Here is a 23259-nt window from a genome sequence, read left to right as displayed (position 1 = left end):
TATATGGCGAGGTAACCACATGAGCAAAATAGAAGCATCGAAGATGCGATTTTGCGAATGGGGTTCTGAATAGTTACAATTTTTGCTTTATTCTGCTCTTAGTTGATACTGATCAAGAGAAAGATATACGCAGGTTCCATTGTCTACCTCAGAGGTGATTGAAATGTCGATACCAAGATTTTTACAAATTCGTTTGCATAAGTAGAGTCCCAGACCACTTGCCTTTTTGTCAGTGCGTCCATTGCAGCCCGTATATCCTTTTTCAAAAACGCGTGGAAGATCCTGAGGTGCAATGCCGATACCAGTATCTTTTATGCACAGCACCTTTGGCTGCGAAAAGAAAATAGAAATCGTTCCTGTACGTGTGTATTTGAGTGCATTTGAAAGAAGCTGCTCAATGACAAAGCAAAACCATTTGTCATCAGTAATCATTTGTAGGGTTCCGCTTTCATCACTTGGAGGTGTGTATGAAAGGCTAAGCTTTCTGTTAATAAATTCAGATGAAAAGCGTCGAATTGATTGACGAAGCAGTGGATCAAGCTCGTGCATCTTAAATACATAATCACTTGAATCCGAATCAAGACGAAGAAATGCTAACACCATCTCTACATACTGTTCAATGTGCGACAAGTCACAGGAAAGCTTGCGCGCTAGCAAAGAATCCTCGTTTTGAAGCGTCAGGCGCATGGAAGAGATTGGTGTCTTGATCTGATGAACCCACACCGTGTAATAATCAATCATATCGGTAAGGCGAGTGGACTGTGCCGTTTTAAGGTCAGATATCTGCTCGGCAAGACCAGACAGTAAGAGCTGATAATCTGTGTTTTCAATCGAGTCTGACTGTGGAAGCGCACGAATCATATCAATTGAAAGCTCCGTTAGATTGGAAAGTTCCATCAGCCTTGTGTGTAATGCCTTTGTCTTTGAAAAATCCCATATGAAAAAGAAAAGCCCAAAACAGACACATAGAAGTGTTGGATAAGTCAACGCTTCCAATGGAAAGTTATAAAAGAAAAAGGTGATGGCAAAGGTAATGGAAAACAGCAAAAATAGCAGAATGTATTTAAGTTGCTGCTTTAAATAAGAAAAAAATAGTGACATCGTAAATTCCTCAACTTTCAATCAGGTATCCGACACCAAATTTTGTAGTGATAAAATGTATCAGCCCTGCACTATCTAGCTTTTTTCGAAGACGATTTATATTAACTGTAAGCGTATTTTCATCCACAAATTGATCTGTCTCCCATAGCCGTTCCATTAACTTTTCACGGCTGATAACCTTGCCCTTTTGTTCCATCAGACAGGATAAAATGCGATATTCATTTTTAGTTAATGGGATATCTTCGCCGTTAAAACTTAGCGTGTGATCATTTAAGTCTAACAGTGCGCCGCGGTGTGCAAGCACATTAGAGGTCGGTGCAAAATCATAGCTTCTGCGAAGAAGTGCCTGTATTTTTGCAAGTAAAACATTTAAATCAAATGGCTTTGCAATAAAATCATCGGCACCGAGATTCATCGCCATAATGATATTCATGTTGTCTGCGGCAGAAGAGATAAAAATAATTGGCACACGTGAAAATTTTCTAATCTCGCTGCACCAGTGGTAGCCATTAAAAAATGGAAGTGTGATGTCGAGCAAAATGATATGCGGAGAAAATGAAGTAACTTCACCAGTGACATCACGAAAATTTTCAACAATGCGAACATCAAAATTCCACATGGATGCCTGGGTTTGAATAGCCTGCGCGATGCCTAAATCATCCTCGACAATTAATAGCTTGTATACTGGATTATCCATTGAATTATTTTGTCCTTTCTTAGTTTTATTTTAATTTTTATTCTATCATTCGCTTTAAGCTTTGGCAAGAACCTTGCCAGAACCTTAAAAATTTGCTATGATGACAACATGAGTAAAAGGTGAAAGAGCGACAAATATTGTCAAAATTTGTATTGTTTAAAAGAAAGAGAGGCATTAAAATATGGAAGCAGCAATGAGAAGCGAAGAAGAGATGATGAATTTGATTTTGCAGGTTGCTAAAGATGATGAGCGTGTGCGTGCCGTTTATCTAAATGGTTCGCGAACAAATCCTAATGCACCGAAGGATCGTTTTCAGGATTATGATGTGGTATATGTTGTGACTGATACGAAGCCTTATTATGAAAATCATGATTGGATCAATCATTTTGGAACTGTTCTTTATATGCAAATGCCGGAATACATGGATTTGCTGTTAGAAAAAGAGTATACACCGCAGGATACATTCGGCTGGCTTGCTATCTTTACAGATGGAAATCGTCTTGACATTCATGTGAGTTCATTTGACTATGCTGATAAGGATATTCGTGCTGACAGGTTGTGCCGTGTGCTGTTAGATAAGGATGGACGATATTGTGATATTCCAGAGGAGACGGATGCTGATCATTACGTAAAAAAGCCAACCGCAGATAAATATAGCTGTGAATGCAATGAGTTTTATTGGTGCTTAAATAATATCGGAAAAAGTCTTGCCCGCGGTGAGCTGACTTATGCGATGGATATGCTATATGACTATGTGCGTCCGTGCCTTAGTGTAATGCTTGGCTGGAAGATTGGTGCAGAGAATGATTGGTCTGTCAGCGTAGGAAAATCAGATAAATATATGAATCGTTACTTGACACCTGAAATTTGGAATCGTTATCTTGCAACAGTACCATCATGTGAATATGAGGCAATAAAGCAAGCAACAGAAACGATGATTGATTTATTTGAGGAGACAGCAAAGGCAGTTGCCGAATATTTGGGAACAACATATAATCAAACAGAAGCCGATGCCGCAAAGGAATATTTTAGGTGGGTGTTGGCAAAACAAAAATAAGTAAGGATAAACAGTAATGGAACCATTTTACTATCAACATTTAGAAAAGTCGGAACAGACTGTGTATCATGCAATCAAAACAGGATTAACGGCACTTGAGGATCATTTCCTCGTGCCGTATGCCGATCCTGCACGAATTAGCATGATCTTCTTTCTGGTACGACTCGACTGCCCAGAGATTTTTTATGCAGTGACATTTAAGTTGCGCAAGTGGCCGCAGTCCGATAATCTTGAAATTTTGCCGGAGTATTTATTTGACAAAAAGACAATTCGCCAGCAGCAAAAGGCGATGAGTGCGCGAGTAGAAAAGCTTGCGAGAGCCGTAAGTACAAAGACAGAACTCGAAAAAGAATTATATATTCACGATTTTATCTGTGAAAATATACACTACGATAAACTAAAAAAGTCCTATTCGCATGAAATTATTGGTCCACTCGGTCACGGCGTCGGTGTCTGCGAGGGTATTGCGAAGTCAGTCAAAGTTTTGTGCGATGCCCTAGGAATCTGGTGTATAATTGTAATTTCCGAGGCCAATCCGGAAAAGAAGATTAAATATCGTCATGCTTGGAATATCGTAAAAATCGGAAAGACCTACTATCATCTGGATGCGACATTCGATTTATCGTTGAGCAAGACATTAACGCGCCATGATTATTTTAACTTAAGTGATGATGCCATTTTCCGTGATCATGAGCCAATCATGACAGACCATGTTCCATGCACTGATGGCAGCCATTTTTACTATTTGGAAAAGAAACTTTCTTTTACAAAACAGGAAGAAGTTAAAAAGCGAGCAGCTCAGGCCGCCAAAAAGAAAAAGCCATTTTTATTTCATTGGCGTGGAGGCTATTTGACAAGAGAAATCTTAAAGGAGCTTTTAATCGGTATCGAAGAGGCGGCAAAGGAAAAAGGCAAACAGGCAAAAGTGAGTTTAAATTGGATGCAGGCAGTACTTTGCGTTGAGTTTGAGGATATGGATGAGGCAGTAGCGGTACCAATGCAAAACTCAGATGATGTTGATAACGTTGAGATAGAGCAGGCAAATGAAGGAGAATTACTATAAGCTGATGGGTAAATTTTTATAAATTGTCATACAATGATGTCGAATCTTGTCGAAGTATTTCACTTGCCTTTTTGAGGTGATGTATTATACTAGGTATTAGAAAGACATTAAAACAAACTTTTGATTAGAATGCTTTCATGTATTCCCCGCGCAAGCGGGGATGATCCTACGTTTTTGGGACGTATATGCTTTTCTGGTGAGTATTCCCCGCATAAGCGGGGCTTTTTTATTGTTTCAGATAGACAAAACGATCTTATCTTGCTATACTCAAAACAAGAAATAAAACTTAGAAAATACTATTAAAAATTCTTTCAAAAACTTAGGAGGAAAAGAATAATGGGCAACGGAATAAAACCGTCAGTGTACAGCCACTTTACACTTGGCGATATGGCAGCATACTACATGTTGGAGAAGGAAGATAATCAGATTGAGTTGTTATTGATCCCAACTCAAAAAGAAAAAGAATTAAATGAAAAATTTGATGCATTGTTTGACAGCAAGCGTTTGCATGGTGACAGCTTAATACAGGTAAAGCTGCTAGACGACATTTATCCTGGTGCATACGGACCGGGTACAAGTATGCGAAACAGCGGGACAGTAGACGAATGCCGCTTTGAAAAGCAGGTACATAAAACCGAAGGTACAAAAGAAATTATCGAGACTTGGCTTGAGGATGGCAGAGGTCATCACTTTGTTCACATACTGACATGGACAAAGGGCGAGTATGCGCTGGGCAGCACAACCACTATAATCAATAATGACGATGCTCCAACCACCCTCGAATTGCTGACAAGCTTCTCCATTGGACTTATCTCTCCATTCGAGGAAGCCGATGCATCTGAGTGTCTAAAGCTTCACCGCATCCGCAGCAAGTGGAGTCAGGAAGGGCGACTTGTTACCGAGTCCGCAGAGGATTTGCAGCTTGAGCCATCATGGGCATACTGGCAGGTAAATTCAGCGCGTTACGGTCAGATCGGTTCCATGCCAGTCAAAGGATATTTCCCATTTGGAGCAGTCGAAGACACAAAGGCTGGTGTTGTATGGGCAGCGCAGTTAGCGATTGAGTGTTCTTGGCAGATGGAGTTTTACCGCAGAGATGACGGCATGGCATTTTCAGGTGGTCTTGCAGACCGTGAGTTTGGCCAGTGGATGAAGACTATTAAACCGGGCGAATCTTTCACCACACCAGAGGCAATTCTTACCGTTTGCTGTAGTGATGAGCGCGCAGGAAGCACAGTAGATTACGCATGCCAACGACTGACTCAGTATGCGCAGAAGTATGTAAATAAGGCACCAGAGAGCGAGCAGCATCTTCCGATTCTGTTTAATGAATATTGTACCACATGGGGATTGCCATCCCATGAAAATATTAAGGGAATCCTTGAAGCTGTTAAAGGAAAGGGTCTTGAATATTTTGTTGTTGACTGTGGTTGGTTTGTTGAGGAAGGTGTACACTGGAGCCGCAGCATGGGAGACTATGTTCCTTCAGATCGCTTGTTCCCAGAAGGTCTTGGTGCAGTAAGTGAGGATATCCGTAAGGCAGGCATGAAGCCAGGTATCTGGTTTGAAATTGATAATGTTGGGCGCGATTCTCATGTTTATTCTGAGCGTGAGGATCTGATGCTTCACCGTGACGGAAAAGTGCTTACGACAAAGGAACGCCGTTTCTTTGATATGTGTAACCCGGACGCGATTGCCTACTTAACAGACAAGGTAATCGGACAGCTCAAAAAATACAACTTTGAGTATATGAAGATGGACTATAACGATACGATTGGCATTGGCTGTGATGGTGCAGAATCACTCGGAGAGGGTCTTCGCCGTGACCGTGAGGCATCTGTTAACTTTGTGCGTAAAGTAAAGGAAGAGATTCCGGGAATTATTCTGGAAAACTGTGCATCCGGTGGTCATAAATTAGAGCCATTGATGATGAGTGAGTGCAGCATGGCATCTTTTTCCGATGCGCATGAGTGCGAGGAAATTCCAGTTATTGCGGCATCTCTTCACAGAAGCATTTTGCCGAGACAGAGCCAGATCTGGGCAGTTATCAGAAAGACAGATTCCGTTAAACGCATTGGCTACACAGTTGCAAACACGTTTTTGGGACGTATGTGCTTCTCTGGTGATGTGACAGAGCTGAGTGCAAAGCAGTGGAAGGCAATCGAAGATGGAATGGCATTTTATAAAAAGGCGGCACCGGCTATCCGTGACGGCTATAGCTATATTGAAAGTCACAAGGGAAGCAGTGATCGTCATTTGACTGGCTGGCAGGCAGTGATCCGCGTGCAGAGTGAGGAAGGAAAGCTCTATGAAGGAAAGCATGAAAGTGCATTTGTTACAGCGCATATTTTCCATGGCGAAGTTCCAGAAAAGCTTGTGATTGATCTGCCAGAGGGCTGCCCAAACACGATCGCAGAAGTTTATGCACCAACCGCTATTACCGCAAAGGTAGAGGGCAGACAGCTAATCATCACGCCATCCGAGGAGATGGAAGCGATTAGTGTGCTGTTAAAATAATTTCAACTATTGATTTGCAAAAGCAAAAAATGATGTGTATAATAAGCTGTAGTAAACAATAGGAGGAAATAATATAATGAAAGATCAGAATTGCGCATATTGCATGGAGGGTGAGCTAGTTGCCGCTTTCGGAATTAAAATCTGTGAGTTAGAGACTTCAAAGGTGTATCTGTTCAAGGAGCAGAGTCATCCGGGAAGAGTTATCGTGGCACATAAAAAGCATGTGAGCGAGATTGTTGAACTGACACCAGAGGAGCGCGCCGCTTACATGGAAGATATTGCAAAGGTGGCACAGGCAATGCATGAGCTGTTCCATCCAGACAAGGTAAATTATGGTGCATATGGTGATACAGGTCATCATCTGCATTTCCATCTTGTTCCCAAATATAAGGATCAGTACGAGTGGGGCGGCGTATTTGCTATGAACCCGGGCGAGAAGAAGCTGACTGATGAAGAGTATGATGAGATGGTAAAGCGTTATCAGGAAAAGCTTGTAGGCGGAGTTAATAATTAATGATGGATGCATTTGAAATGCTGCAGGAGCTTCTGGCACAGGGTCAGTTTGAACTGATCCTGCCAGAAGCTTTTGAAACAGCAAAATTAATGGATAAGCTTCGTCTTGTATATCTGATGAATGATGCAGTGGAAAGTTTTCTTGTCTTTCATCAGGTTAAAATGACTGGAAGCTATCAAAGTGATTATGAGGGTGAATTGGACGCATCCTTGCAGAAAGACGGTGATGGATATGTATTATCCGTATGGCAGGGAGAATGTGTCGTCACGCTCTTTTTTAAAAGGCTTGAACTAGAAGTTCATCTCTATGAATATAGTGGAATCGGTCATTTCTGGATGAAAGGCGATGAGGATCTTCGTGTATTAGAATACCAGATTGCAATTCTGCGTGATAAATCTCATTATCTTGGTGAGGAGTACTGTACTGAAAAAGAAAGGCAGCTTGCAAGTCTTGTTGATTTTCCACCGCTGAATGCATGTAGCTATCCGGCAGTGCCAAAGCAGTATCGTGTGGGATCAGAAGATCTAAAAGAAGTTGCACCAGAGGCGATAAAGCTGATGGAAGCTTTCGCTGTGAAGGCCAAAGATCGCGAATTGATTCAGCTGCTTAGGCTATATGAAGGCTTTCCAAAGCCAGTGATCGCAAAGCAAATTGCGAAGCTTTTAAAAAAGAAAAAACATGAAAAAATCACTCAGCTGATTTCTGAATGTTTAAAGGAAGAAAATAAAAAATATCCGCGGCGAACTTTTTCTAAGGAAGCAGATAAAAATCTGAATCAGCTGCTTAAAAAGGCAGAGGCAAAGAGACTTGAATTTAAGAAAAAAGGCATCCGCGCAGAGGTGTTTCGTGAGGAACCGTTTACCATGGCGCAGGATGACCTTGATTTTCATGTTTATTTACTGATTTGGCAAAATGGATGGCACAAAAAGCGAGTGACAGTAGAGGAAATCAAATAGTGTTAATAGCAAAGACTTATTAGTTTTTGTAGCCATTGTTTTCATTCTTATTCCTCTCGTTGGCAAAAAATTGATGCCATTCAGGAATTGGCTCATTTTTTTTGATGGCATCTTCCACAGCGGCATAATAGCGCACTTTTTCACGGATATGAACAAGATCATTTTGAAGTTCCTCAATTTGATTTAAAATATCTTGCTCATGGTCAATCATCATCTGGCTGATGTCGTGTGCATGCTCTTCCATATGCTCTTCATAGAGGTAAAACTGGCGGATTTTAGCAATTGAAAGGCCAGTTCGCTTAAAACACATAATTCCGCCCAAACGGTCAATATGCGACTGATTGTAAATGCGAGCACCAGAAGCGGTGTGGACAACATCTGTCAGAAGACCAAGATCTTCGTAGTAACGAAGCGTAGAAGCAGGCAGCTTGTATAGATTTGAAATCTGTCGGATTGTATAAGTTGGCAGGTCAGTCTTTTTTGCCTCATTTATTATATCATTTGAGTTTGATGAATGCGTCATAAAATGCCTCCTGAATAATTTATAAAAACACTTGACTTCAAGTTAACTTTAAGTGATAAAGTAAGTGTATCAGAAGATTCAAAAAGAATCAATGCAGAAAGGGAGAAGAATTATGTATATTGCAGAAAAAACAAGATATGAAAACATGAAGTATAATCGCTGCGGAGCAAGTGGTTTAAAGCTTCCGGCAGTGTCACTTGGCTTATGGCACAATTTTGGTACAAACGGAAATTTTGACACCATGATGGCTATGTGTGAGACTGCATTTGATAATGGTATCACACATTTTGATCTGGCAAATAATTATGGCCCAGTTCCAGGAGCAGCAGAGGAAAATTTCGGACGTATTTTAAAGAAGAGCCTTGGTGCATACCGTGACGAGTTAGTTATTTCAACAAAGGCTGGTTATGATATGTGGGAGGGCCCTTACGGAAACTGGGGCAGCAAGAAATATTTAGTTGCCAGTCTTGATCAGAGCTTAAAGAGAATGGGACTTGACTATGTGGACATTTATTATCATCACAGACCAGATCCAGAGACTCCACTTGAAGAGACAGCAAGAGCCCTTGATGGCATTGTAAGAAGCGGAAAAGCTCTTTATGTTGGAATTTCCAATTATAATAAAGAGCAGACTATTGAGATTGCAAAGCTCTTTAAAGAGATGGGTACTCCATTTATTATCAATCAGCGCAAGTACTCTATGTTTGATCGTACTATTGAAACTGATGGTTTAAAGGATTATGCATCAAAGAATGGAATCGGAATTATTACCTTCTGCCCATTGGCACAGGGTCTTCTGACTGATCGTTATCTGCATGGTATTCCGCAGGACAGCCGTATTCGTACTGATGGAAGATTCTTAAAAGAGAACGCAATCACCGAGGAGACATTGGCAAAGATCAATGCATTAAATGAGATTGCAAAGAAACGTGGTGAAAGCCTTGCACAGATGGCACTTGCATGGATTCTTCGCGATGGCGATATCACAAGCGTTCTTATTGGTGCATCAAAGCCAGCTCAGATTTTAGACAACATCGGAATGCTGAATGCTCCTGTATTTACAGAAGAAGAGAGAGCAAAGATCGACGAGATCTGCAGCAAATAAAAATAGATCATAAATGACAGCGAAAACCATCAAGACTTGATATTGATATCAACATGTCCTGATGGTTTTTGTTTTTAAATTTTATACTTGACAGAATATACTTCACTGCGGTATAGTAAAGCACAGTAGTGATAACGAGAAGAAGTCTGCTGGAAAGAGGCTGCGGCCCACCGAAGGAGTAACACTCTCAGGTACCTTTTAAGGGAGAAACTGCAGATGGATCGTATCTCTGGAGACATCCGTAAAATCGGAGGCCGAAGGTGCAATTGTGCGTCAGCGCAGGAATCTCTCAGGCAAAAGGACAGAGAAAAAGAGAATAAGTACGTGTATTCTTTTTTAGCCCGTGTTTCCAGAAAAACTGCCAAAAGAAAAAGATGGGAGAAGGAAACATGTGGAGTGCAATTCAAAGTGTTCTGAAGCAAATTGATGATTTTGTCTGGGGTGTGCCGCTAATGGTACTGATTTTGTCAGGTGGACTTTTACTGACTGTCCGTCTTGGACTTTTGCAGGTGCGAAAACTAGGGCTTGCTTTAAAATGGATGGTTCAAAATGAGGAAGAAGGTGAAGGCGAAATCAGTAGTTTCGCTGCACTTTGTACTGCACTAAGTGCAACTATTGGAACTGGAAATATTGTAGGTGTAGCAACGGCTGTATGTGCCGGAGGTCCAGGTGCTCTTTTTTGGATGATTGTGGCAGCTTTTCTTGGAATGGCAACAAAATATTCCGAGGGCTTACTGGCTGTAAAATATCGTGTCGTTGATGAGAGTGGTCATAGTCTTGGAGGACCATTTTATTATATTGAAAAAGGAATGGGAAAAAACTGGAAGTGGCTTGCTAAGATTTTCGCGTTCTTTGGTGCATGTGTTGGACTTTTTGGTATCGGAACATTCAGTCAGGTCAATGGTATCTCTAGTGCAGTTGTAGGATTTTTTGATCCAGACAAATCTTTCGCTGTAACAATTCCAGGTCTTGGTACATATTCATGGGTTGTTGTCATTGCATCACTCGTTCTGACATTTTGTGTTGCTGCTGTTATTATCGGTGGTGTAAAGCGAATCGCAAGCGTCAGTCAGGTTGTTGTTCCATTTATGGCGATTATTTATTTTATTTTTGCGTTGGCACTTGTTTTGTTTAACATTAAGGAAGTACCGCAGGCAATTGTTACGATCGTTCAGGCCGCATTTAATCCAAAGGCCGTGACAGGCGGTGTTGTTGGAAGTATGCTCGTTGCAATGCAAAATGGTGTTGCAAGAGGAATTTTCTCAAACGAGGCAGGTCTTGGAAGTGCACCGATTGCGGCAGCTGCAGCACAGACAAAGGAACCAGTCCGTCAGGGACTTGTTAGCATGACAGGAACCTTTATTGATACGATTGTGATCTGTACACTTACTGGACTGTCAGTAGTCATCACAGGCGCATGGCAGGTAGAAGGACTTGAGGGTGTTCAGGTAACAACTTATGCATTCCAGAATGGCCTTCCATTTTCCAATCAGTTCTGCGCAGCAGTTTTGATGATCTGTCTTGTATTCTTTGCGTTTACAACGATTCTTGGATGGGATTATTATGGCGAGCGCTGCCTTGAATATCTGACAGGAAAAGATGAAAAGAAGATTAAAATTTATCGCTGGCTGTACATCTTGGCTGTATTTATTGGACCATACATGACAGTAGCAGCTGTATGGACGATTGCAGATATTTTCAATGGTCTTATGGCACTTCCGAATATGATTGCACTTTTTGCATTAAGCGGTGTTGTCGTAAAAGAGACAAAACGTTTCTTTGAGGTCTATGCAGATCAAAAAATGGCAAAGAAAAAATCTAGTGTAAATAGAAATAAAGCATCGGAAAATTGAAGAAATTGAAGTAATTATTCAGAATCCCATTCGCAAAAGAAAGCCGCGCAGAGGCAGTTTTGTGAATGGGATTATTTTTTATATCAGAAATAGTTTGTATTCTACTACCGTTTCTGATTGCAAAATATCCTGATTTCGGGTATGCTGTACATAACACAAAGTGCGCGAAATTATGTGTTAATGAATTTTAGAAAGAGGGAAAAAGGAATGGATGAAAAGAAATTAGGACCACTTTTAAGTGACGAACAATTCTTTGGTGAATGTTTGAATCTTGATTATCCGGGAATGGAAGCTGTGAAGGAGGCTGTTGCCGACAAAAATTATAGTCTTGCAAAAAAGGAAATGGCATCTTATATTCGCAAAACATTAGATGCAGATCGTTTCTTTGAGATTCCATATGAGATTCCGGAGAATATTTATAAGCTTCCGGGTGAAAGTGATGCAAAGGCAGCAGAGCGAATCTGCAATCATACGCTTGTGTCTGTTGGTGTTCCTTGTGAGTATGGAAAAGAAAATACAGTTGATTGGGAAGCAAATCCTACATACAATGGATATAAAGAATGGACATGGCAGTTAAGCCGTCACAATGATATCAAGCTTTTGGCGCATGAATATAATAAGACAAAGAATGAAAAGCTAGCATATGCAGCAGCCGAGTTAATGGATTCATGGATGAAACAGGCAGTGTGCCCGGATGCAGACTGTGTTGGATATAAAACAAAGTGCTGGCGAACTATTGAGTGTGGTATTCGTATGGGTGCAAACTGGCCGTATATTTTATTTACATTTTATAAGACACCAGCATTTACTGATGATATTTTGATCGACTGGTATAAGTCAGTATATGAGCATGGTGAGCGTCTTAGCAAAAACCATATGACTGGAAACTGGCTGATCATGGAGATGAATGGTCTTGGTCAGATTGGTATTTTATATCCGCAGTTTAAAAAGTCAGCAAAATGGCTGCAGCAGGCACTTGAAAGTCTCGAAGAGGAGCTTGATCGTCAGATTTACCCGGATGGTTTCCAGTATGAGCTGACGACAAATTACCATGATGTCGTTATCAACAACTATCAGCGTTTTATTGAAGTTGCTTATAAATTTGGAAAAACAATTCCAGATACACTTCTTGAAAAGTTGTCAAGAGCATGTGAGCTTGATATCAAATTGATGATGCCAGATGGCAAAACACCAGATCTAAACGATGGATGCAGACGTGATGTAAAGGGTTCTTATGAGATAAGAAAGAGAATCATTCCAAATGATAAGAGAGCAAAATGGATTACTGAAGGTGATGAGACAGGAGAGCCAGAATATACATCAGCAGCTATGCCATGGTCAGGTTTTGCAGCACTTCGTACCGGTTGGGAACAGGATGATACCTGGGCATTAATGGATGCAGCACCATTTGGAAGAGCGCATCAGCATGAGGATAAGCTGTCTGTTCTTCTTTATACAAATGGAAAGTTTTTGCTGACAGAGGGTGGAAATTATGCCTATGATGAGTCTGAGATGAGAAGCTATGTTCTATCAACAAGATCTCACAATACTGTACGTGTAGATGGACAGGATCAGAACCGTAGAAAAACTTATGCATGGAAGGAAGAAGATATTAAAAAGAAGTCCAATTTAGAGTGGAACTTCTCCAAAAAGTGGGACTATGCAAAGAGTGCCTACGACGAAGGTTATGGTGAAGATCAGGATAAGGCACCTGTTCACGAAAGAGCAAGTTACTTTTATCGTGACAAAAATCAGCCACTGTTAATCACAGTTGATCGTCTGTCGGATATAAAGAGTAGCAGTAAGACTCACAATTGGGATATTTTATGGCATATTGACAGTGAAGTGGAAAAGCAGACAGATGATTATATCAGATTTGCAGACGCTGACATTGCATGGTCAAATGGAGAGACTTCAATTATCGTAGGCCAGGAAACACCAGAGTGGCAGGGCTTCATTGCAACAGGAACAAAGCAGGGTATGTATCGTGCAGTGTCATGTATCGATACAAAAGTAAATGCAAATGCAGTTCGCATTGTAACAGTGCTCGCACCACATAAGGCAGGTACGCAGTGTAAACATCTTGTTGGCGTAAAAGCATCCTCAGACGCAGCCAATATGGATATTACACTTATTTTTGATGATGGCAGTGAATGGGCACTTAACGAAAACACATTGCGCGGCTAAATATTTGTAACGTAAACGGTGGGTGCAGCGAAGCCCCCTTCGTAAACCTACCGGGTTGCACTCACTATGAATCTGTACACAAAAACACCTATAAAGTAAAAACAGAGTACCAAAACACCAGCAAAATGAGAGGAATCCACCCCGGGTTCCTCTTTTTTATTAAAAAAATCTAAAATAGGTAAAAAATGGGTACGTAAAGCAAAAATAAAGGTGCATAAAATAATATGGTATTTTGCTATACTAATTGTAACAAAACACGGAAACAAAGAAAGGAGAATTAAATGAGCAGGAACAATACAGACAAAAGCTTGCAAAGAAATAAGCAGCCACTTGCTCAAAGAGTGAAAAAAGAGGTACAGCATAGTTGGCCAATGTATATAATGCTTCTTCCAGCGATTATTTTGGCATTGATCTTTTGCTATGCACCAATGGGCGGCTTGATTATGGCATTCCAAAATTATAAGCCGTGGCTTGGTATCACAGGTTCTGAGTTCGTAGGCTTGGATAATTTTAAGCAGATCTTTGAATTTAAAGAATCATATCAGGCAATCATAAACACATTTATTATTGCAGTATCAAAAATGGTACTTGGATTAATTTTCCCGATAATTATTGCACTTTTGTTAAATGAAGTACAGAATATGGGGCTCAAAAAAGGCATCCAGACACTTGTTTACTTGCCTCATTTTCTTTCATGGGTAACAGTAGCTGGAATGCTTCGTGATATTCTTGGCATGGATGGTATTGTAAACATGTTTTTGAGCAAGGCATTTGGTATGAATCCAATTTTCTTTTTGGGAAATGCTGGAATGTTTCGTCAAATTGTTGTAATCTCTGATTTATGGAAAGGCTTTGGTTTTGGAATGATTGTTTATCTGGCTGCCATTTCCAATATTGATCAGAGCTTATATGAAGCAGCACAGATTGATGGAGCAGGCCGTTGGAAACAGACACTTTATGTGACTATTCCATGTATTCTTCCAATGGTAATCGTTATGGCGACACTTAGTCTTGGAAATGTATTAAATGCTGGATTTGATCAGATTTTTAACCTGTATTCACCGCTTACATATAGTACAGGTGATATTATTGATACATATGTGTATCGCCAGTCGCTAGTTAATGGTCAGTATAGTTTTGGTACAGCAGTTGGATTATTTAAATCTGGTGTAAGCTTGTTTTTAACAGCCGTTGCTTATAAGCTGGCATATAAATTTGCAGGATACAGAATATTCTGAGAAAGGAGGAACAATCATGCGCAAGGCATCTTTAAGCAGAAAAATATTTGAAGGATTGTGCTTGTTTGTTCAGCAAGCGTAATACTGACATCACAAGCAATATAGAAAAAGCATAGCATTGAGTTTCACTTTTGGCAAGGCAGAAAAGGTCAACAAAGTATTGCAGTTAAAGGCTTTTATGACAATTATCTCTCATACTGCACAATGCAAAGCTGAACAAATGAGTTTCGGTTTATTTGCCCTTAATTCTCTTTGTATTTTGTGGATAGGCATAACAACTTTATACTATTGTATTACTGTTTATTTAAGGGGTATCATCAGAAGTTCCCAGATAATCCAGAATTGATTTTTAGGAATAGGATATATAAAAATATAGGTTAATCCATTAAAATCAATCTGGGGTCAATCTGGTTAATCTGAGGATTATATATAAAAAGGACCTCAAGAAAATAGTCGGAAAAATAAGGAAAAAAGTTTATTTTGCCTATGTACTTTCAGAAAATAATGTGGTATAATATATACAGGTCGGAAAAGACCAGTTAATTTAATATTTTGAATGCTTAGAGAAGCAAAGTTACCTTTAGACGAGGTTTAACTGGCTTCTCTTTTTTGTTGCATAAAATCAAAAGGAAAGGAACAAGGAAAATGGATAACAAAACAAATAAGCATGAATTTGCGTGTAATACTGGTAAGGTTACCGAGTATGAAGTAAAGGAACATATTGACACTATCATGGTGGGCTTTCGTGGATTCTCAAAGGAAGTGTCGATTGTAAAGTGGAACGACAAGAAGCCTGTGTTTGATATTAGAGCATGGCGAGTATCTGACAGAGACGGATTGCAATATCCTTTGCGTGGTATCACTTTCTCTAAGGAAGAGTTTATCAAGTTAAGGGAAATCTTGAACAGCATTGATGTGAATTGCATTGATGAATATATGTGAGCAAAGAATGTGAGGTATAAATTATGAACGGAGCAAAGATTGAAGAAAGAAATTATTATGCTGAAAGCTACATTGCTTTAATTGAGGAAATCATCAAAGAAACCGCTTCACTGATTAAAGACATAAAGAAAGCAATGAGTGAGGTGTGAAAATGAAAGAACGAAAAACAAGAGTTAATAGAAACAAGGTTAAAATCGGGCTTGATACTTGCGAGTTTGAGATGGCGCTTACAGGTAGAAATATGAAAGACTTGCAAGAAATGCCCCTTATCAATGCACAAGGTAGACAATATGGGAGTGTTGAAGCAAGCAAAGGTAAGGCTACCATAAAGTTAAACTTACCAAGATTTGTTCGTGATAACAACATACACCCCTATTCCCTTACCGAAAGTATTTGTATTGAGATTATCAGAAATGACTGCGAGGCACAGCTAAAGCAGATTTTCGGTAATAATATGAATACTCAAGTGACGAAGATTGAAGTCAATATAACACAACCTGTTAGTGGAAATGCGACACAATCTGATGTGCAGAGTTTATTTCATCATGCAGCACTTCCACACGCAAGTGGAGATATTAGTGTTTTTATTGGACCAAGTAAAAAATGCTATTTGAAAGACGAGGACCATTCCACAAGAATTCCACGAAAACATTATTGGTATGCAAAAATATATGATAAAACTCAAGACATTATAGATAAACGGAGAAAATTCAATCTTCCTGTTGATGATGTTCCGCAAGGCTTATTGAGAGTGGAAATTGTGCTTATAGATAGAACGCTTACGAAATTGTTTGGTTCAAAGAAAACATTGTCTGATGTTCTTACACAGAAAAATCTACTTGAAATATTACGAGAATATAAGCGAATTTTCTGTGAGGAACTTGTGGATAAGATGATTAAGCCATATCTAAATGCTTGCACCGAGAAATTGGTTGAGTCTTTGACTGAAACAGAAAATCCAATAAAGACGATTGCCAAAGAGCGAGAACTGATACCTGATATTGAGGTATTAAAGAAAGCATTATCCCGATATATGAAAATAAGGGGCAAAACGAATAATGCGGCCAGAGATGCCAAAAGGTATGCAGAACAATATGATTTGCCTGTCGATTGTATAATGACGATAAAAGGCTTTAAAATCTCCTGTGGCTAAATAATATACCCCAAATTATTCACTACATGAATAAAAATGGATAGAATGTTGCCACTCTGCAAAGGTCAAAAAATCATCATATTTATATGGTTTTGGTGGTGTATAAGGTACTACACAGGCCATATAAGCAAAAACAGGTCTTTACATTTCTGTACCATAAAGAGGACAGATACACAAACAGATAACAGTACATTAACAATAAGGGGGTGTTCACTAATGCAGGTAGAACGCATATCAGCAGACATTACATTGAAGCATAAACCCAAAACGGGAACACAGGCTTACAATATGCTGATTGAATCTCTCAAAGCAGAGATACAGGAAAAACAAGAGATTTTATCTCATCTCACACAAAATAAAGTAAAACAGAAATTCATAGAGAACTGGAATCCTACAACAAGGAGCGTGAACATCTATGATATGTAGGAAGGAGTGATTTTTCTATGCCTTATGCTAAAGGACAAAGCGGTAATCCAAAGGGCAGACCTAAGCTGACCGCAGAGCAGAAATCACAAAAGGAGCAATTTCAAAGGTTGCTTAAATCTTCTACCGTTGAAGCTCTGCAAAGCATAATCCAGATTGCCAGTGACAGATACAACAAGGACCGATTCAATGCTTGTAAGTACATCATTGACAAAGCTTATGGTGCAAATACTGCTTTTCTTTTAGACGGTACAGAAGATACTGCTCCTACTGTGATTAGGATTGTTCCATACGGTAAAGAAAACGAGGACTGGAACGAAGATGACTGGGAAGAAGAATGGAACAATGCCCCAGATGAAAACGAGGTAGATGAATAATGGTTAAGATTACAAACGGAACAGTTACCACAGAGGTAACGCAAGGTGCGTATGATACATTCTACAAGGAACAAGGATTTGTGATTGTGTCAGACGAAAACGAAAATATCGAATGGGAGGAAGAAGAAAATGGCTAAAGTCAATACTATTGCAAACAACGGGCTGACTATCGTTGAGAACTACAATAAACTGCTTGAACAGTTCAGAAAAACAAAGACCATTGATGATGTGCGTATTCTGGTTGCAAGTGTCAGAGATTTTATTTCTGTGTATAAGCGTGTAGATAAGAATATGGTAAATGAAATCTATGGCAAACTCCAGAGCAAATTGCAGGATATGGTTGCTGAAAATGCTTTTGTGTATGACCGTATGAATAACAGGGTTGAGGAAATCCGCAATCGTAGTTATGACTATGCAAACGAAAAGGACGATACGCAGGCTGTACAGAATAAAGCACTTCAGCTTATGTCTCAGATGCCTAAGGTAATGAACAGCAATCATGCAAACCGCATTACCAAGATTCTGAATGATTCTATCAATTCTGGTGTTATCGGTAGTAAGGCTGTTCTGGAACTGCTTAAATATCCTGCTTATGCTGATATGGTATCGGCCAAAGTAAGAGAACGAGCATTTGAGGGTAGCAAGTCTGCTACGGAACAGGCATTTGACAGATTGAAGGAATCCGAGCTGAAAGAGGCTGAACAGGGGCTTGCTTCTGTGTATATGCAGGGATTCCACCTTAGAAACATTCAAAAACAGGTCAATGCGTTTAAGAAGCCTTCCGCATGGAATCCTAACGAACAGACAGCATAAAGGATAATCCCAGAATAACACAGGATAATCCAGATTGAATCAGAAGTCATTAGGTAATGGATTTATATGGCTAAAATCAAAAGTCCCCCAGAAGCCATCTGAGAACCTCTGGGGATAAACATAAAATTGAGAATAATATAAATCGGTCACTAAGAATAGTCCAGTTGTCCAAGACGGAGCAAATAACTATAAAATGGACAACAATACAATAGTTCAGATGAATTTGTATTCGTGTCCCTAATCGAAAGGGAGAATACAAAATGGCAAAGAAAAATATCACAAACAATACGAACAATTTACCAGAGCAGGAGTTTAACTTTATTGTATCAGATGTACGCATTCCTCGTATGGTGCCTTTACAGACTCTTGCAGATGAATCTGGTATTTCATATAAAGCACTTTGGCAGATGTGCAAACAGAACAAAATCGTGCATATTAAGTCCGGTAATAAGTTTCTTGTGAATGTGGATAAATTCATTGAGTTTCTCAATACCGGCGAAACGGAGGTTGAGGGCAATGACGGAGACAACACAGCATAAAAGCAATACACCCATTGAATGGGAGCAAGCCGAGGGATTTTCAAAGTACCTTATTTCTACTGACGGGCAGGTTTACAGCCTTAAGAGTGACAGACTCTTACCGCAAGGCTTTACCCATAGAGGATATAAGCAGGTTGATGTGTGCAATGATGAGGGAATCAAAAAGCACATGAGAGTTCACAGGTTAGTTTACATGGCACATAAAGGTGCAATTCCAGAGGGTATGCAAATCAATCATAAGGACGAGAACAAAGCAAATAATTGTATTGACAATCTGGAACTTATGACAAATAAAGAAAATTCAAGCTATGGCACTCGTAATGCACGAATCAGTCAATCAATGAAAAGATACAGAGCAAAACAGCGAGCAATGGCAGCTTGTTGATGTGGTATCAGAATTTATAAAATTTGATACTATCTCTAAAGGCTTAAAAATAGGGTTCAAAAAGTACAAGATAAAACTTTTGATTATTCTCAAAAAAGAGGTGTACTTTTTGATACCTGCCTGATATTATCAAATCAGAAACGAACAGTTGTTCGGCAAAGAAATGAGGTGTTCAGATGAACGATAAGTTTAAGAATGACAAGCTAAAGTTTGAACTTATCAGAAACGCTGATTTGGTGTGTACGGATTGCCTATACAAATATGACGATACGAATATGCCATGCAATGTTTCTAAATGTGAGATGTACGAAGAAAAGCCCTCTACCGTTATTGATGGTGGAAACTGCGATTTATACGATAAGGGGGTGTCAGAATGAAATATGTAGCTTATCACAGGACAAGCACAAAGGACCAGCACTTAGACAGAGGAATTGCAGAACTTACCAAGTATTGCAAAACACATAATATCCAGTTGTATAAAAGCAAAGTTTATACAGACCAGAGAACAGGTAAAGACTTTGACAGGCCACGATATATTATGTTGAAAGAGGAAATCCTTGAAAGTGGTGATGTGCTGATCGTCACAGAGCTTGACCGATTAGGGCGAAATAAGGAAGCCACACTAAAGGAATTACGATTCTTTAAGGATAACGGTATTCGTGTTATGGTGTTAGAATTGCCCACAACATTGATTGACCTATCAGCTATGGAAAACTCAATGGCTCGTATGATGTTAGAGACTATCAATAATATGATGATTGAGTTGTATGCAAGCATGGCACAGGTTGAAATTGAGAAAAGAGAGAAAAGACAGCGAGAAGGCATTGAACAGAAAAAGGCTCGTGGAGAATGGGACGATTATGGCAGGCCAAGAGTTATGGACCTTGAAGAATTTGCTACCCACTATCGCTTAGTACAGCAAGGGGAAAAGAAACCATTTGAACTGATGAAAGAATTAGGTATGACAAAGCCTACCTTCTATCGTTACAAAAATCAAATTGAGAAAGGGTGTTAAGAATGGCATCTGTTAAAAGAGTTGAGTACAAAAGCGGTAGAGTTGTTTATCGCATAGTTATCTGTCAAGGATACGATAAAAAGGGAAACAAACTGGTTAAGAATCTTACATATTCAGTCAATCAGTCAGCAACACCCAAACAACAAGAACGAGAAGCGAAGAAGTATGCCATGGATATGGAAGATAAACTGAAATATGGCTATGACTTCAACGCAGAAAAGATGTCATTTGAAGATTTTGCATACAAATGGCTTGAAAGTGTCAAAGATGACTTAGCTTATGGAACATACGCAGGATATAAACAGGTATTGGAAAGCAGGATTCTTCCCTATTTTAAGGGGTATAAGGTAGCCAATATCAAAACACCGCACATAGAAGCATTTTATAAAACTTTGGTATCAGAGTATTCCTATGGAACAATCAAGAGATTTGCAAATGTACTGAATCTAATCTTTAAGACAGCAAGGCGTTATCAGATGATAGAAAGCAATCCTTGCGAAGATGCCAAGAAGCCGAAAAACAAGGACGAGGAAACAGGCTTAAAGTTCTTCACACCTAAGCAAGCAATCATGTTTATGAAGTCGTTGGATCTGACCTATGATGTGGTGTATAAAGGCCACCAACGCATTGACGATACAGGAAAACCCTACTATGTCAGGGAATACACAGAATCCTATACAGTACCGACACAATTTAAGGTGTTCTTCATGTTATCTCTGTTTTGTGGATTTAGAAAAGGTGAAACCCTTGCTTTGCATTGGAACGATATTGACTATAAGAACAAGACCATATCAATCTCAAAGTCCGTAGGCATGACCGAGCATGGATTTGACTACAAGGACCCTAAAACGAAAAAGTCTGTGCGTAAGGTATCTATTCCAGATGATGTGATTCCCCTCTTAAAGCAATATCATAGCGAGTATGTGCAATCTCTCTGGAAACATGGTACAGCATGGCAAGGGGATAGAGAAAATGGCGGAAACCTCTTTATTCAGTCTGACGGTAAACTTATGGGGCATACTACACCCTATCAGTATTTCATTAAGCACTTAAACCGCTACAATGATTGGGTGCAAAATAATCCCGATAAAGCAAAGGCTGGTGGATTTGAGGAGTTGCCAATGATACCGCTTCATGGGTTAAGACATTCATGTGCTACCCTGCTGAACTATCTGGAAGTCAACATCATTGAAATCTCAAAGACTTTAGGACATTCCACCTGTTCGACTACAATGAACATTTACGCACACAGTTTTGAGGAACAGCAAGAGGTAGTCGCTAACAAGGTAAATGACTTCCTGCGAATGAACGCATAAAATAATTGAGAGCCAGAGGACAAAATCCAAAGGCTCTCTTTTAATTACTATTCATCTTTCAATTCCATGTGGTCCAGAGCATATTTCAGTGCCATGCTGATAAGCTCATTACGAGAACGATTCGTTTTGGCTGCTAAGTCGTTGTATTCTTCTTGCAAGGCTCTATCTATGCGAATCGTCATAGTGACGGTTTTATCTTCTTTAGGTGTTATGATGAATTTCTCCATAATGCAATTCCTCCATCGGTTTTAATTACATTATAGTATTGACAAGGCACGCAAAACTATGACACAATTATGAGTTGAATATTCAATGTACTTTTAGATTGCAATTTGTGTTACACTCTGCTAAAATAATATTGCTGACAAATTGGGTTTAGTTGGCAAATTCAAGAGTGTTAAGGTGAACAAAATGCAACCAATTTTTACAATGCAGTATGGAGAGTTTGCAGTTGCAGATTATCTATCAAAGAAAATAAAAGGAACATCTGTCTTTATTCCTGCTTCGGCACAAGAAAAAGGTATAGACCTGTTATTGTACCGTTACGACAATAATTGCAATAAGACAAATACGATTCAAGTTAAAATGTCCAGAACATATTACAATGACAAAGAAGATTCTGGCTATCCATTCTATTTGTGGTTTAATAAGTTCCCTGTTCAGCAAAACGCTAACTGGTATATACTGGTTGGGATATATGCAAAGCACTCTGATGATGTGCAAAATGCAGGTGCTAAAAGCACGAAATGGGATACGATTATGCTTGCTTTTACAAATAAGGAAATGTCTTTGTTTATGTCAGAAGTAAAGCAGAAAAAAGACCCAACAAAAGATGATAGAATGTTCGGTTTTGGTTTTGATTCAAGTAAAGCAATCTTTCAGACAAGAGGCTGGCCAGAAATTCGAGATATGAGCCGCTATCTCATAGAAAATCGTATTGACGAAATTACGCATTCATTCATTTAGTGGTATTTCATTAAAGAGGTGGTGAAAAATGAATACCTACACAAAGTTAACCGCATATTTGCCTATTCTTGAAGCTGATAATTTTGGAAAGTGGATAGTTGATAACGAAAGCAAAGGAACGGTTGATAGCCCTATACAAATGCCCTATGTAACTTATTCCAGAATGGCGAGACACTTTATAGATGATGTTTACATTTTCGCTGATGAACACCAAGAATACGGCCTATACCGCTACAATGATATTCTGTTTGAAAACGGAATCGAATGGGATAATGCTTCTATGAGAGAAGTTGATACTTCTGCTTTGGACGGAAAATGTATTACCGCCTTGCTTATGGGTGCAATTCGAGCAGATAGGTTTTCGGAGGGTGCGTTACTACACTTTTTTGAAACAGGCACAATTACAAAATGGCTTAATCGTCTTAAAGAAATAGATGAAAAAAAGAGTCTTGACTGAATCAAACAGCCAAGGCTCTTTCTTTATACTATTGTGATACTAAACTTACGGCGTGTTAGGGA

The 23259-nt window shown here is 39.4% G+C and carries 26 protein-coding genes and 1 riboswitch; of the genes, 22 read left to right on the top strand and 4 right to left on the bottom strand.

Going from position 1 to position 23259, the window contains the following annotated elements:
• Positions 1–87: 87 nt before the first annotated feature.
• Together LKD48_RS01475 and LKD48_RS01470 are read right to left on the bottom strand one after the other, a co-directional pair.
• A complete protein-coding gene (locus tag LKD48_RS01475; protein ID WP_308730956.1) occupies positions 88–897 on the bottom strand; it encodes a sensor histidine kinase in 810 nt (269 codons plus the stop codon).
• A gap of 214 nt (positions 898–1111) precedes the next feature.
• Complete coding sequence (locus LKD48_RS01470; protein WP_308730955.1) at positions 1112–1798, bottom strand: response regulator transcription factor; 687 nt, start codon at positions 1796–1798, stop codon at positions 1112–1114.
• Positions 1799–1979: 181 nt separating this feature from the next.
• Here LKD48_RS01470 and LKD48_RS01465 point away from each other — a divergent pair, with 181 nt between their 5' ends.
• From LKD48_RS01465 to LKD48_RS01445, 5 genes are all read left to right on the top strand, one after another.
• Positions 1980–2855, top strand: a complete 876-nt coding sequence (locus tag LKD48_RS01465) for an aminoglycoside 6-adenylyltransferase (protein ID WP_308730954.1) — start codon at positions 1980–1982, stop codon at positions 2853–2855.
• A 16-nt stretch (positions 2856–2871) separates the two neighbouring features.
• Positions 2872–3918, top strand: a complete 1047-nt coding sequence (locus tag LKD48_RS01460; RefSeq protein ID WP_308730953.1) for a transglutaminase domain-containing protein — start codon at positions 2872–2874, stop codon at positions 3916–3918.
• 336 nt (positions 3919–4254) lie between these two features.
• On the top strand, positions 4255–6435 hold the full coding sequence (locus LKD48_RS01455) for a glycoside hydrolase family 36 protein (RefSeq protein ID WP_308730952.1): 2181 nt from the start codon (positions 4255–4257) through the stop codon (positions 6433–6435).
• Between the two features lie 76 nt (positions 6436–6511).
• Entirely contained in the window at positions 6512–6949 is a 438-nt protein-coding gene (locus tag LKD48_RS01450) for an HIT family protein (protein ID WP_227101869.1), read from the top strand.
• Positions 6949–7905, top strand: a complete 957-nt coding sequence (locus LKD48_RS01445) for a DUF3878 family protein (protein WP_308730951.1) — start codon at positions 6949–6951, stop codon at positions 7903–7905. The genes LKD48_RS01450 and LKD48_RS01445 overlap by 1 nt, the downstream gene beginning before the upstream one ends.
• A gap of 19 nt (positions 7906–7924) precedes the next feature.
• Here the strand turns inward: LKD48_RS01445 and LKD48_RS01440 are convergent, their stop codons facing one another.
• Positions 7925–8428, bottom strand: a complete 504-nt coding sequence (locus tag LKD48_RS01440) for a MerR family transcriptional regulator (protein WP_308730950.1) — start codon at positions 8426–8428, stop codon at positions 7925–7927.
• A 112-nt stretch (positions 8429–8540) separates the two neighbouring features.
• Here LKD48_RS01440 and LKD48_RS01435 point away from each other — a divergent pair, with 112 nt between their 5' ends.
• From LKD48_RS01435 to LKD48_RS01365, 15 genes are all read left to right on the top strand, one after another.
• Complete coding sequence (locus LKD48_RS01435) at positions 8541–9533, top strand: aldo/keto reductase (protein WP_118612750.1); 993 nt, start codon at positions 8541–8543, stop codon at positions 9531–9533.
• A 219-nt stretch (positions 9534–9752) separates the two neighbouring features.
• Positions 9753–9848: riboswitch (glycine riboswitch) on the top strand.
• 74 nt (positions 9849–9922) lie between these two features.
• On the top strand, positions 9923–11386 hold the full coding sequence (locus tag LKD48_RS01430; protein WP_308730949.1) for an alanine/glycine:cation symporter family protein: 1464 nt from the start codon (positions 9923–9925) through the stop codon (positions 11384–11386).
• Between the two features lie 207 nt (positions 11387–11593).
• Positions 11594–13573, top strand: a complete 1980-nt coding sequence (locus tag LKD48_RS01425) for an alginate lyase family protein (protein WP_308730948.1) — start codon at positions 11594–11596, stop codon at positions 13571–13573.
• 281 nt (positions 13574–13854) lie between these two features.
• Positions 13855–14811, top strand: a complete 957-nt coding sequence (locus tag LKD48_RS01420; protein WP_331466769.1) for an ABC transporter permease — start codon at positions 13855–13857, stop codon at positions 14809–14811.
• A 645-nt stretch (positions 14812–15456) separates the two neighbouring features.
• On the top strand, positions 15457–15753 hold the full coding sequence (locus LKD48_RS01415) for a PC4/YdbC family ssDNA-binding protein (RefSeq protein WP_308730947.1): 297 nt from the start codon (positions 15457–15459) through the stop codon (positions 15751–15753).
• Positions 15754–15776: 23 nt separating this feature from the next.
• On the top strand, positions 15777–15902 hold the full coding sequence (locus LKD48_RS01410) for a hypothetical protein (protein WP_268878588.1): 126 nt from the start codon (positions 15777–15779) through the stop codon (positions 15900–15902).
• A 2-nt stretch (positions 15903–15904) separates the two neighbouring features.
• A complete protein-coding gene (locus LKD48_RS01405) occupies positions 15905–16906 on the top strand; it encodes a hypothetical protein (protein WP_308730946.1) in 1002 nt (333 codons plus the stop codon).
• A gap of 443 nt (positions 16907–17349) precedes the next feature.
• Positions 17350–17706: a DUF5681 domain-containing protein gene (locus LKD48_RS01400; protein ID WP_308730945.1), complete on the top strand. Its 357-nt coding sequence runs from the start codon at positions 17350–17352 to the stop codon at positions 17704–17706.
• Positions 17706–17843, top strand: a complete 138-nt coding sequence (locus tag LKD48_RS01395) for a hypothetical protein (protein ID WP_165873082.1) — start codon at positions 17706–17708, stop codon at positions 17841–17843. The genes LKD48_RS01400 and LKD48_RS01395 overlap by 1 nt, the downstream gene beginning before the upstream one ends.
• Positions 17836–18519, top strand: coding sequence for a hypothetical protein (locus LKD48_RS01390; protein ID WP_308730944.1), 684 nt, complete (start codon positions 17836–17838; stop codon positions 18517–18519). Before LKD48_RS01395 ends, LKD48_RS01390 begins: the two co-directional genes overlap by 8 nt.
• A 260-nt stretch (positions 18520–18779) precedes the next feature.
• A complete protein-coding gene (locus tag LKD48_RS01385; RefSeq protein ID WP_308730943.1) occupies positions 18780–19058 on the top strand; it encodes a hypothetical protein in 279 nt (92 codons plus the stop codon).
• Complete coding sequence (locus tag LKD48_RS01380; protein ID WP_308730942.1) at positions 19036–19443, top strand: HNH endonuclease signature motif containing protein; 408 nt, start codon at positions 19036–19038, stop codon at positions 19441–19443. The genes LKD48_RS01385 and LKD48_RS01380 overlap by 23 nt, the downstream gene beginning before the upstream one ends.
• Before the next feature lie 176 nt (positions 19444–19619).
• Positions 19620–19820: a hypothetical protein gene (locus tag LKD48_RS01375; RefSeq protein ID WP_066866675.1), complete on the top strand. Its 201-nt coding sequence runs from the start codon at positions 19620–19622 to the stop codon at positions 19818–19820.
• On the top strand, positions 19817–20458 hold the full coding sequence (locus tag LKD48_RS01370) for a recombinase family protein (protein ID WP_308730941.1): 642 nt from the start codon (positions 19817–19819) through the stop codon (positions 20456–20458). Before LKD48_RS01375 ends, LKD48_RS01370 begins: the two co-directional genes overlap by 4 nt.
• 2 nt (positions 20459–20460) lie before the next feature.
• A complete protein-coding gene (locus LKD48_RS01365) occupies positions 20461–21774 on the top strand; it encodes a tyrosine-type recombinase/integrase (RefSeq protein WP_308730940.1) in 1314 nt (437 codons plus the stop codon).
• A gap of 47 nt (positions 21775–21821) precedes the next feature.
• Here the strand turns inward: LKD48_RS01365 and LKD48_RS01360 are convergent, their stop codons facing one another.
• The gene (locus tag LKD48_RS01360; protein ID WP_302412170.1) at positions 21822–22001 is read right to left on the bottom strand and encodes a YlcI/YnfO family protein; all 180 of its coding nucleotides are present in this window, start codon (positions 21999–22001) and stop codon (positions 21822–21824) included.
• A gap of 184 nt (positions 22002–22185) precedes the next feature.
• On the opposite strand from LKD48_RS01360, the gene LKD48_RS01355 reads away from it, so the two are divergent.
• A complete protein-coding gene (locus LKD48_RS01355; protein WP_308730939.1) occupies positions 22186–22740 on the top strand; it encodes a hypothetical protein in 555 nt (184 codons plus the stop codon).
• 28 nt (positions 22741–22768) lie between these two features.
• Positions 22769–23197 carry a DUF6508 domain-containing protein gene (locus tag LKD48_RS01350; protein ID WP_308730938.1) on the top strand — a complete coding sequence of 143 codons (429 nt, stop codon included), beginning with the start codon at positions 22769–22771 and terminating at the stop codon, positions 23195–23197.
• The last annotated feature ends 62 nt before the right edge of the window (positions 23198–23259 follow it).

The organism is Anthropogastromicrobium aceti (genome assembly GCF_020687335.1).
Taxonomy (GTDB): domain Bacteria; phylum Bacillota; class Clostridia; order Lachnospirales; family Lachnospiraceae; genus Anthropogastromicrobium; species Anthropogastromicrobium aceti.
The sequence above is the reverse complement of the archived record's forward strand: the minus strand, read 5'-3'. Positions and strand labels throughout refer to the sequence as shown.

Coding starts and splice junctions, on each gene's coding strand:
- LKD48_RS01445 (WP_308730951.1), top strand. CDS start 6,949: ATGATGGATGCATTTGAAATGCTGCAGGAGCTTCTGGCACAGGGTCAG.
- LKD48_RS01475 (WP_308730956.1), bottom strand. CDS start 897: ATGGAACTTTCCAATCTAACGGAGCTTTCAATTGATATGATTCGTGCG.
- LKD48_RS01405 (WP_308730946.1), top strand. CDS start 15,905: ATGAAAGAACGAAAAACAAGAGTTAATAGAAACAAGGTTAAAATCGGG.
- LKD48_RS01425 (WP_308730948.1), top strand. CDS start 11,594: ATGGATGAAAAGAAATTAGGACCACTTTTAAGTGACGAACAATTCTTT.
- LKD48_RS01410 (WP_268878588.1), top strand. CDS start 15,777: ATGAACGGAGCAAAGATTGAAGAAAGAAATTATTATGCTGAAAGCTAC.
- LKD48_RS01350 (WP_308730938.1), top strand. CDS start 22,769: ATGAATACCTACACAAAGTTAACCGCATATTTGCCTATTCTTGAAGCT.
- LKD48_RS01395 (WP_165873082.1), top strand. CDS start 17,706: ATGGTTAAGATTACAAACGGAACAGTTACCACAGAGGTAACGCAAGGT.
- LKD48_RS01430 (WP_308730949.1), top strand. CDS start 9,923: ATGTGGAGTGCAATTCAAAGTGTTCTGAAGCAAATTGATGATTTTGTC.
- LKD48_RS01370 (WP_308730941.1), top strand. CDS start 19,817: ATGAAATATGTAGCTTATCACAGGACAAGCACAAAGGACCAGCACTTA.
- LKD48_RS01380 (WP_308730942.1), top strand. CDS start 19,036: ATGACGGAGACAACACAGCATAAAAGCAATACACCCATTGAATGGGAG.
- LKD48_RS01460 (WP_308730953.1), top strand. CDS start 2,872: ATGGAACCATTTTACTATCAACATTTAGAAAAGTCGGAACAGACTGTG.
- LKD48_RS01450 (WP_227101869.1), top strand. CDS start 6,512: ATGAAAGATCAGAATTGCGCATATTGCATGGAGGGTGAGCTAGTTGCC.
- LKD48_RS01390 (WP_308730944.1), top strand. CDS start 17,836: ATGGCTAAAGTCAATACTATTGCAAACAACGGGCTGACTATCGTTGAG.
- LKD48_RS01385 (WP_308730943.1), top strand. CDS start 18,780: ATGGCAAAGAAAAATATCACAAACAATACGAACAATTTACCAGAGCAG.
- LKD48_RS01415 (WP_308730947.1), top strand. CDS start 15,457: ATGGATAACAAAACAAATAAGCATGAATTTGCGTGTAATACTGGTAAG.
- LKD48_RS01465 (WP_308730954.1), top strand. CDS start 1,980: ATGGAAGCAGCAATGAGAAGCGAAGAAGAGATGATGAATTTGATTTTG.
- LKD48_RS01365 (WP_308730940.1), top strand. CDS start 20,461: ATGGCATCTGTTAAAAGAGTTGAGTACAAAAGCGGTAGAGTTGTTTAT.
- LKD48_RS01355 (WP_308730939.1), top strand. CDS start 22,186: ATGCAACCAATTTTTACAATGCAGTATGGAGAGTTTGCAGTTGCAGAT.
- LKD48_RS01420 (WP_331466769.1), top strand. CDS start 13,855: ATGAGCAGGAACAATACAGACAAAAGCTTGCAAAGAAATAAGCAGCCA.
- LKD48_RS01440 (WP_308730950.1), bottom strand. CDS start 8,428: ATGACGCATTCATCAAACTCAAATGATATAATAAATGAGGCAAAAAAG.
- LKD48_RS01455 (WP_308730952.1), top strand. CDS start 4,255: ATGGGCAACGGAATAAAACCGTCAGTGTACAGCCACTTTACACTTGGC.
- LKD48_RS01375 (WP_066866675.1), top strand. CDS start 19,620: ATGAACGATAAGTTTAAGAATGACAAGCTAAAGTTTGAACTTATCAGA.
- LKD48_RS01360 (WP_302412170.1), bottom strand. CDS start 22,001: ATGGAGAAATTCATCATAACACCTAAAGAAGATAAAACCGTCACTATG.
- LKD48_RS01470 (WP_308730955.1), bottom strand. CDS start 1,798: ATGGATAATCCAGTATACAAGCTATTAATTGTCGAGGATGATTTAGGC.
- LKD48_RS01400 (WP_308730945.1), top strand. CDS start 17,350: ATGCCTTATGCTAAAGGACAAAGCGGTAATCCAAAGGGCAGACCTAAG.
- LKD48_RS01435 (WP_118612750.1), top strand. CDS start 8,541: ATGTATATTGCAGAAAAAACAAGATATGAAAACATGAAGTATAATCGC.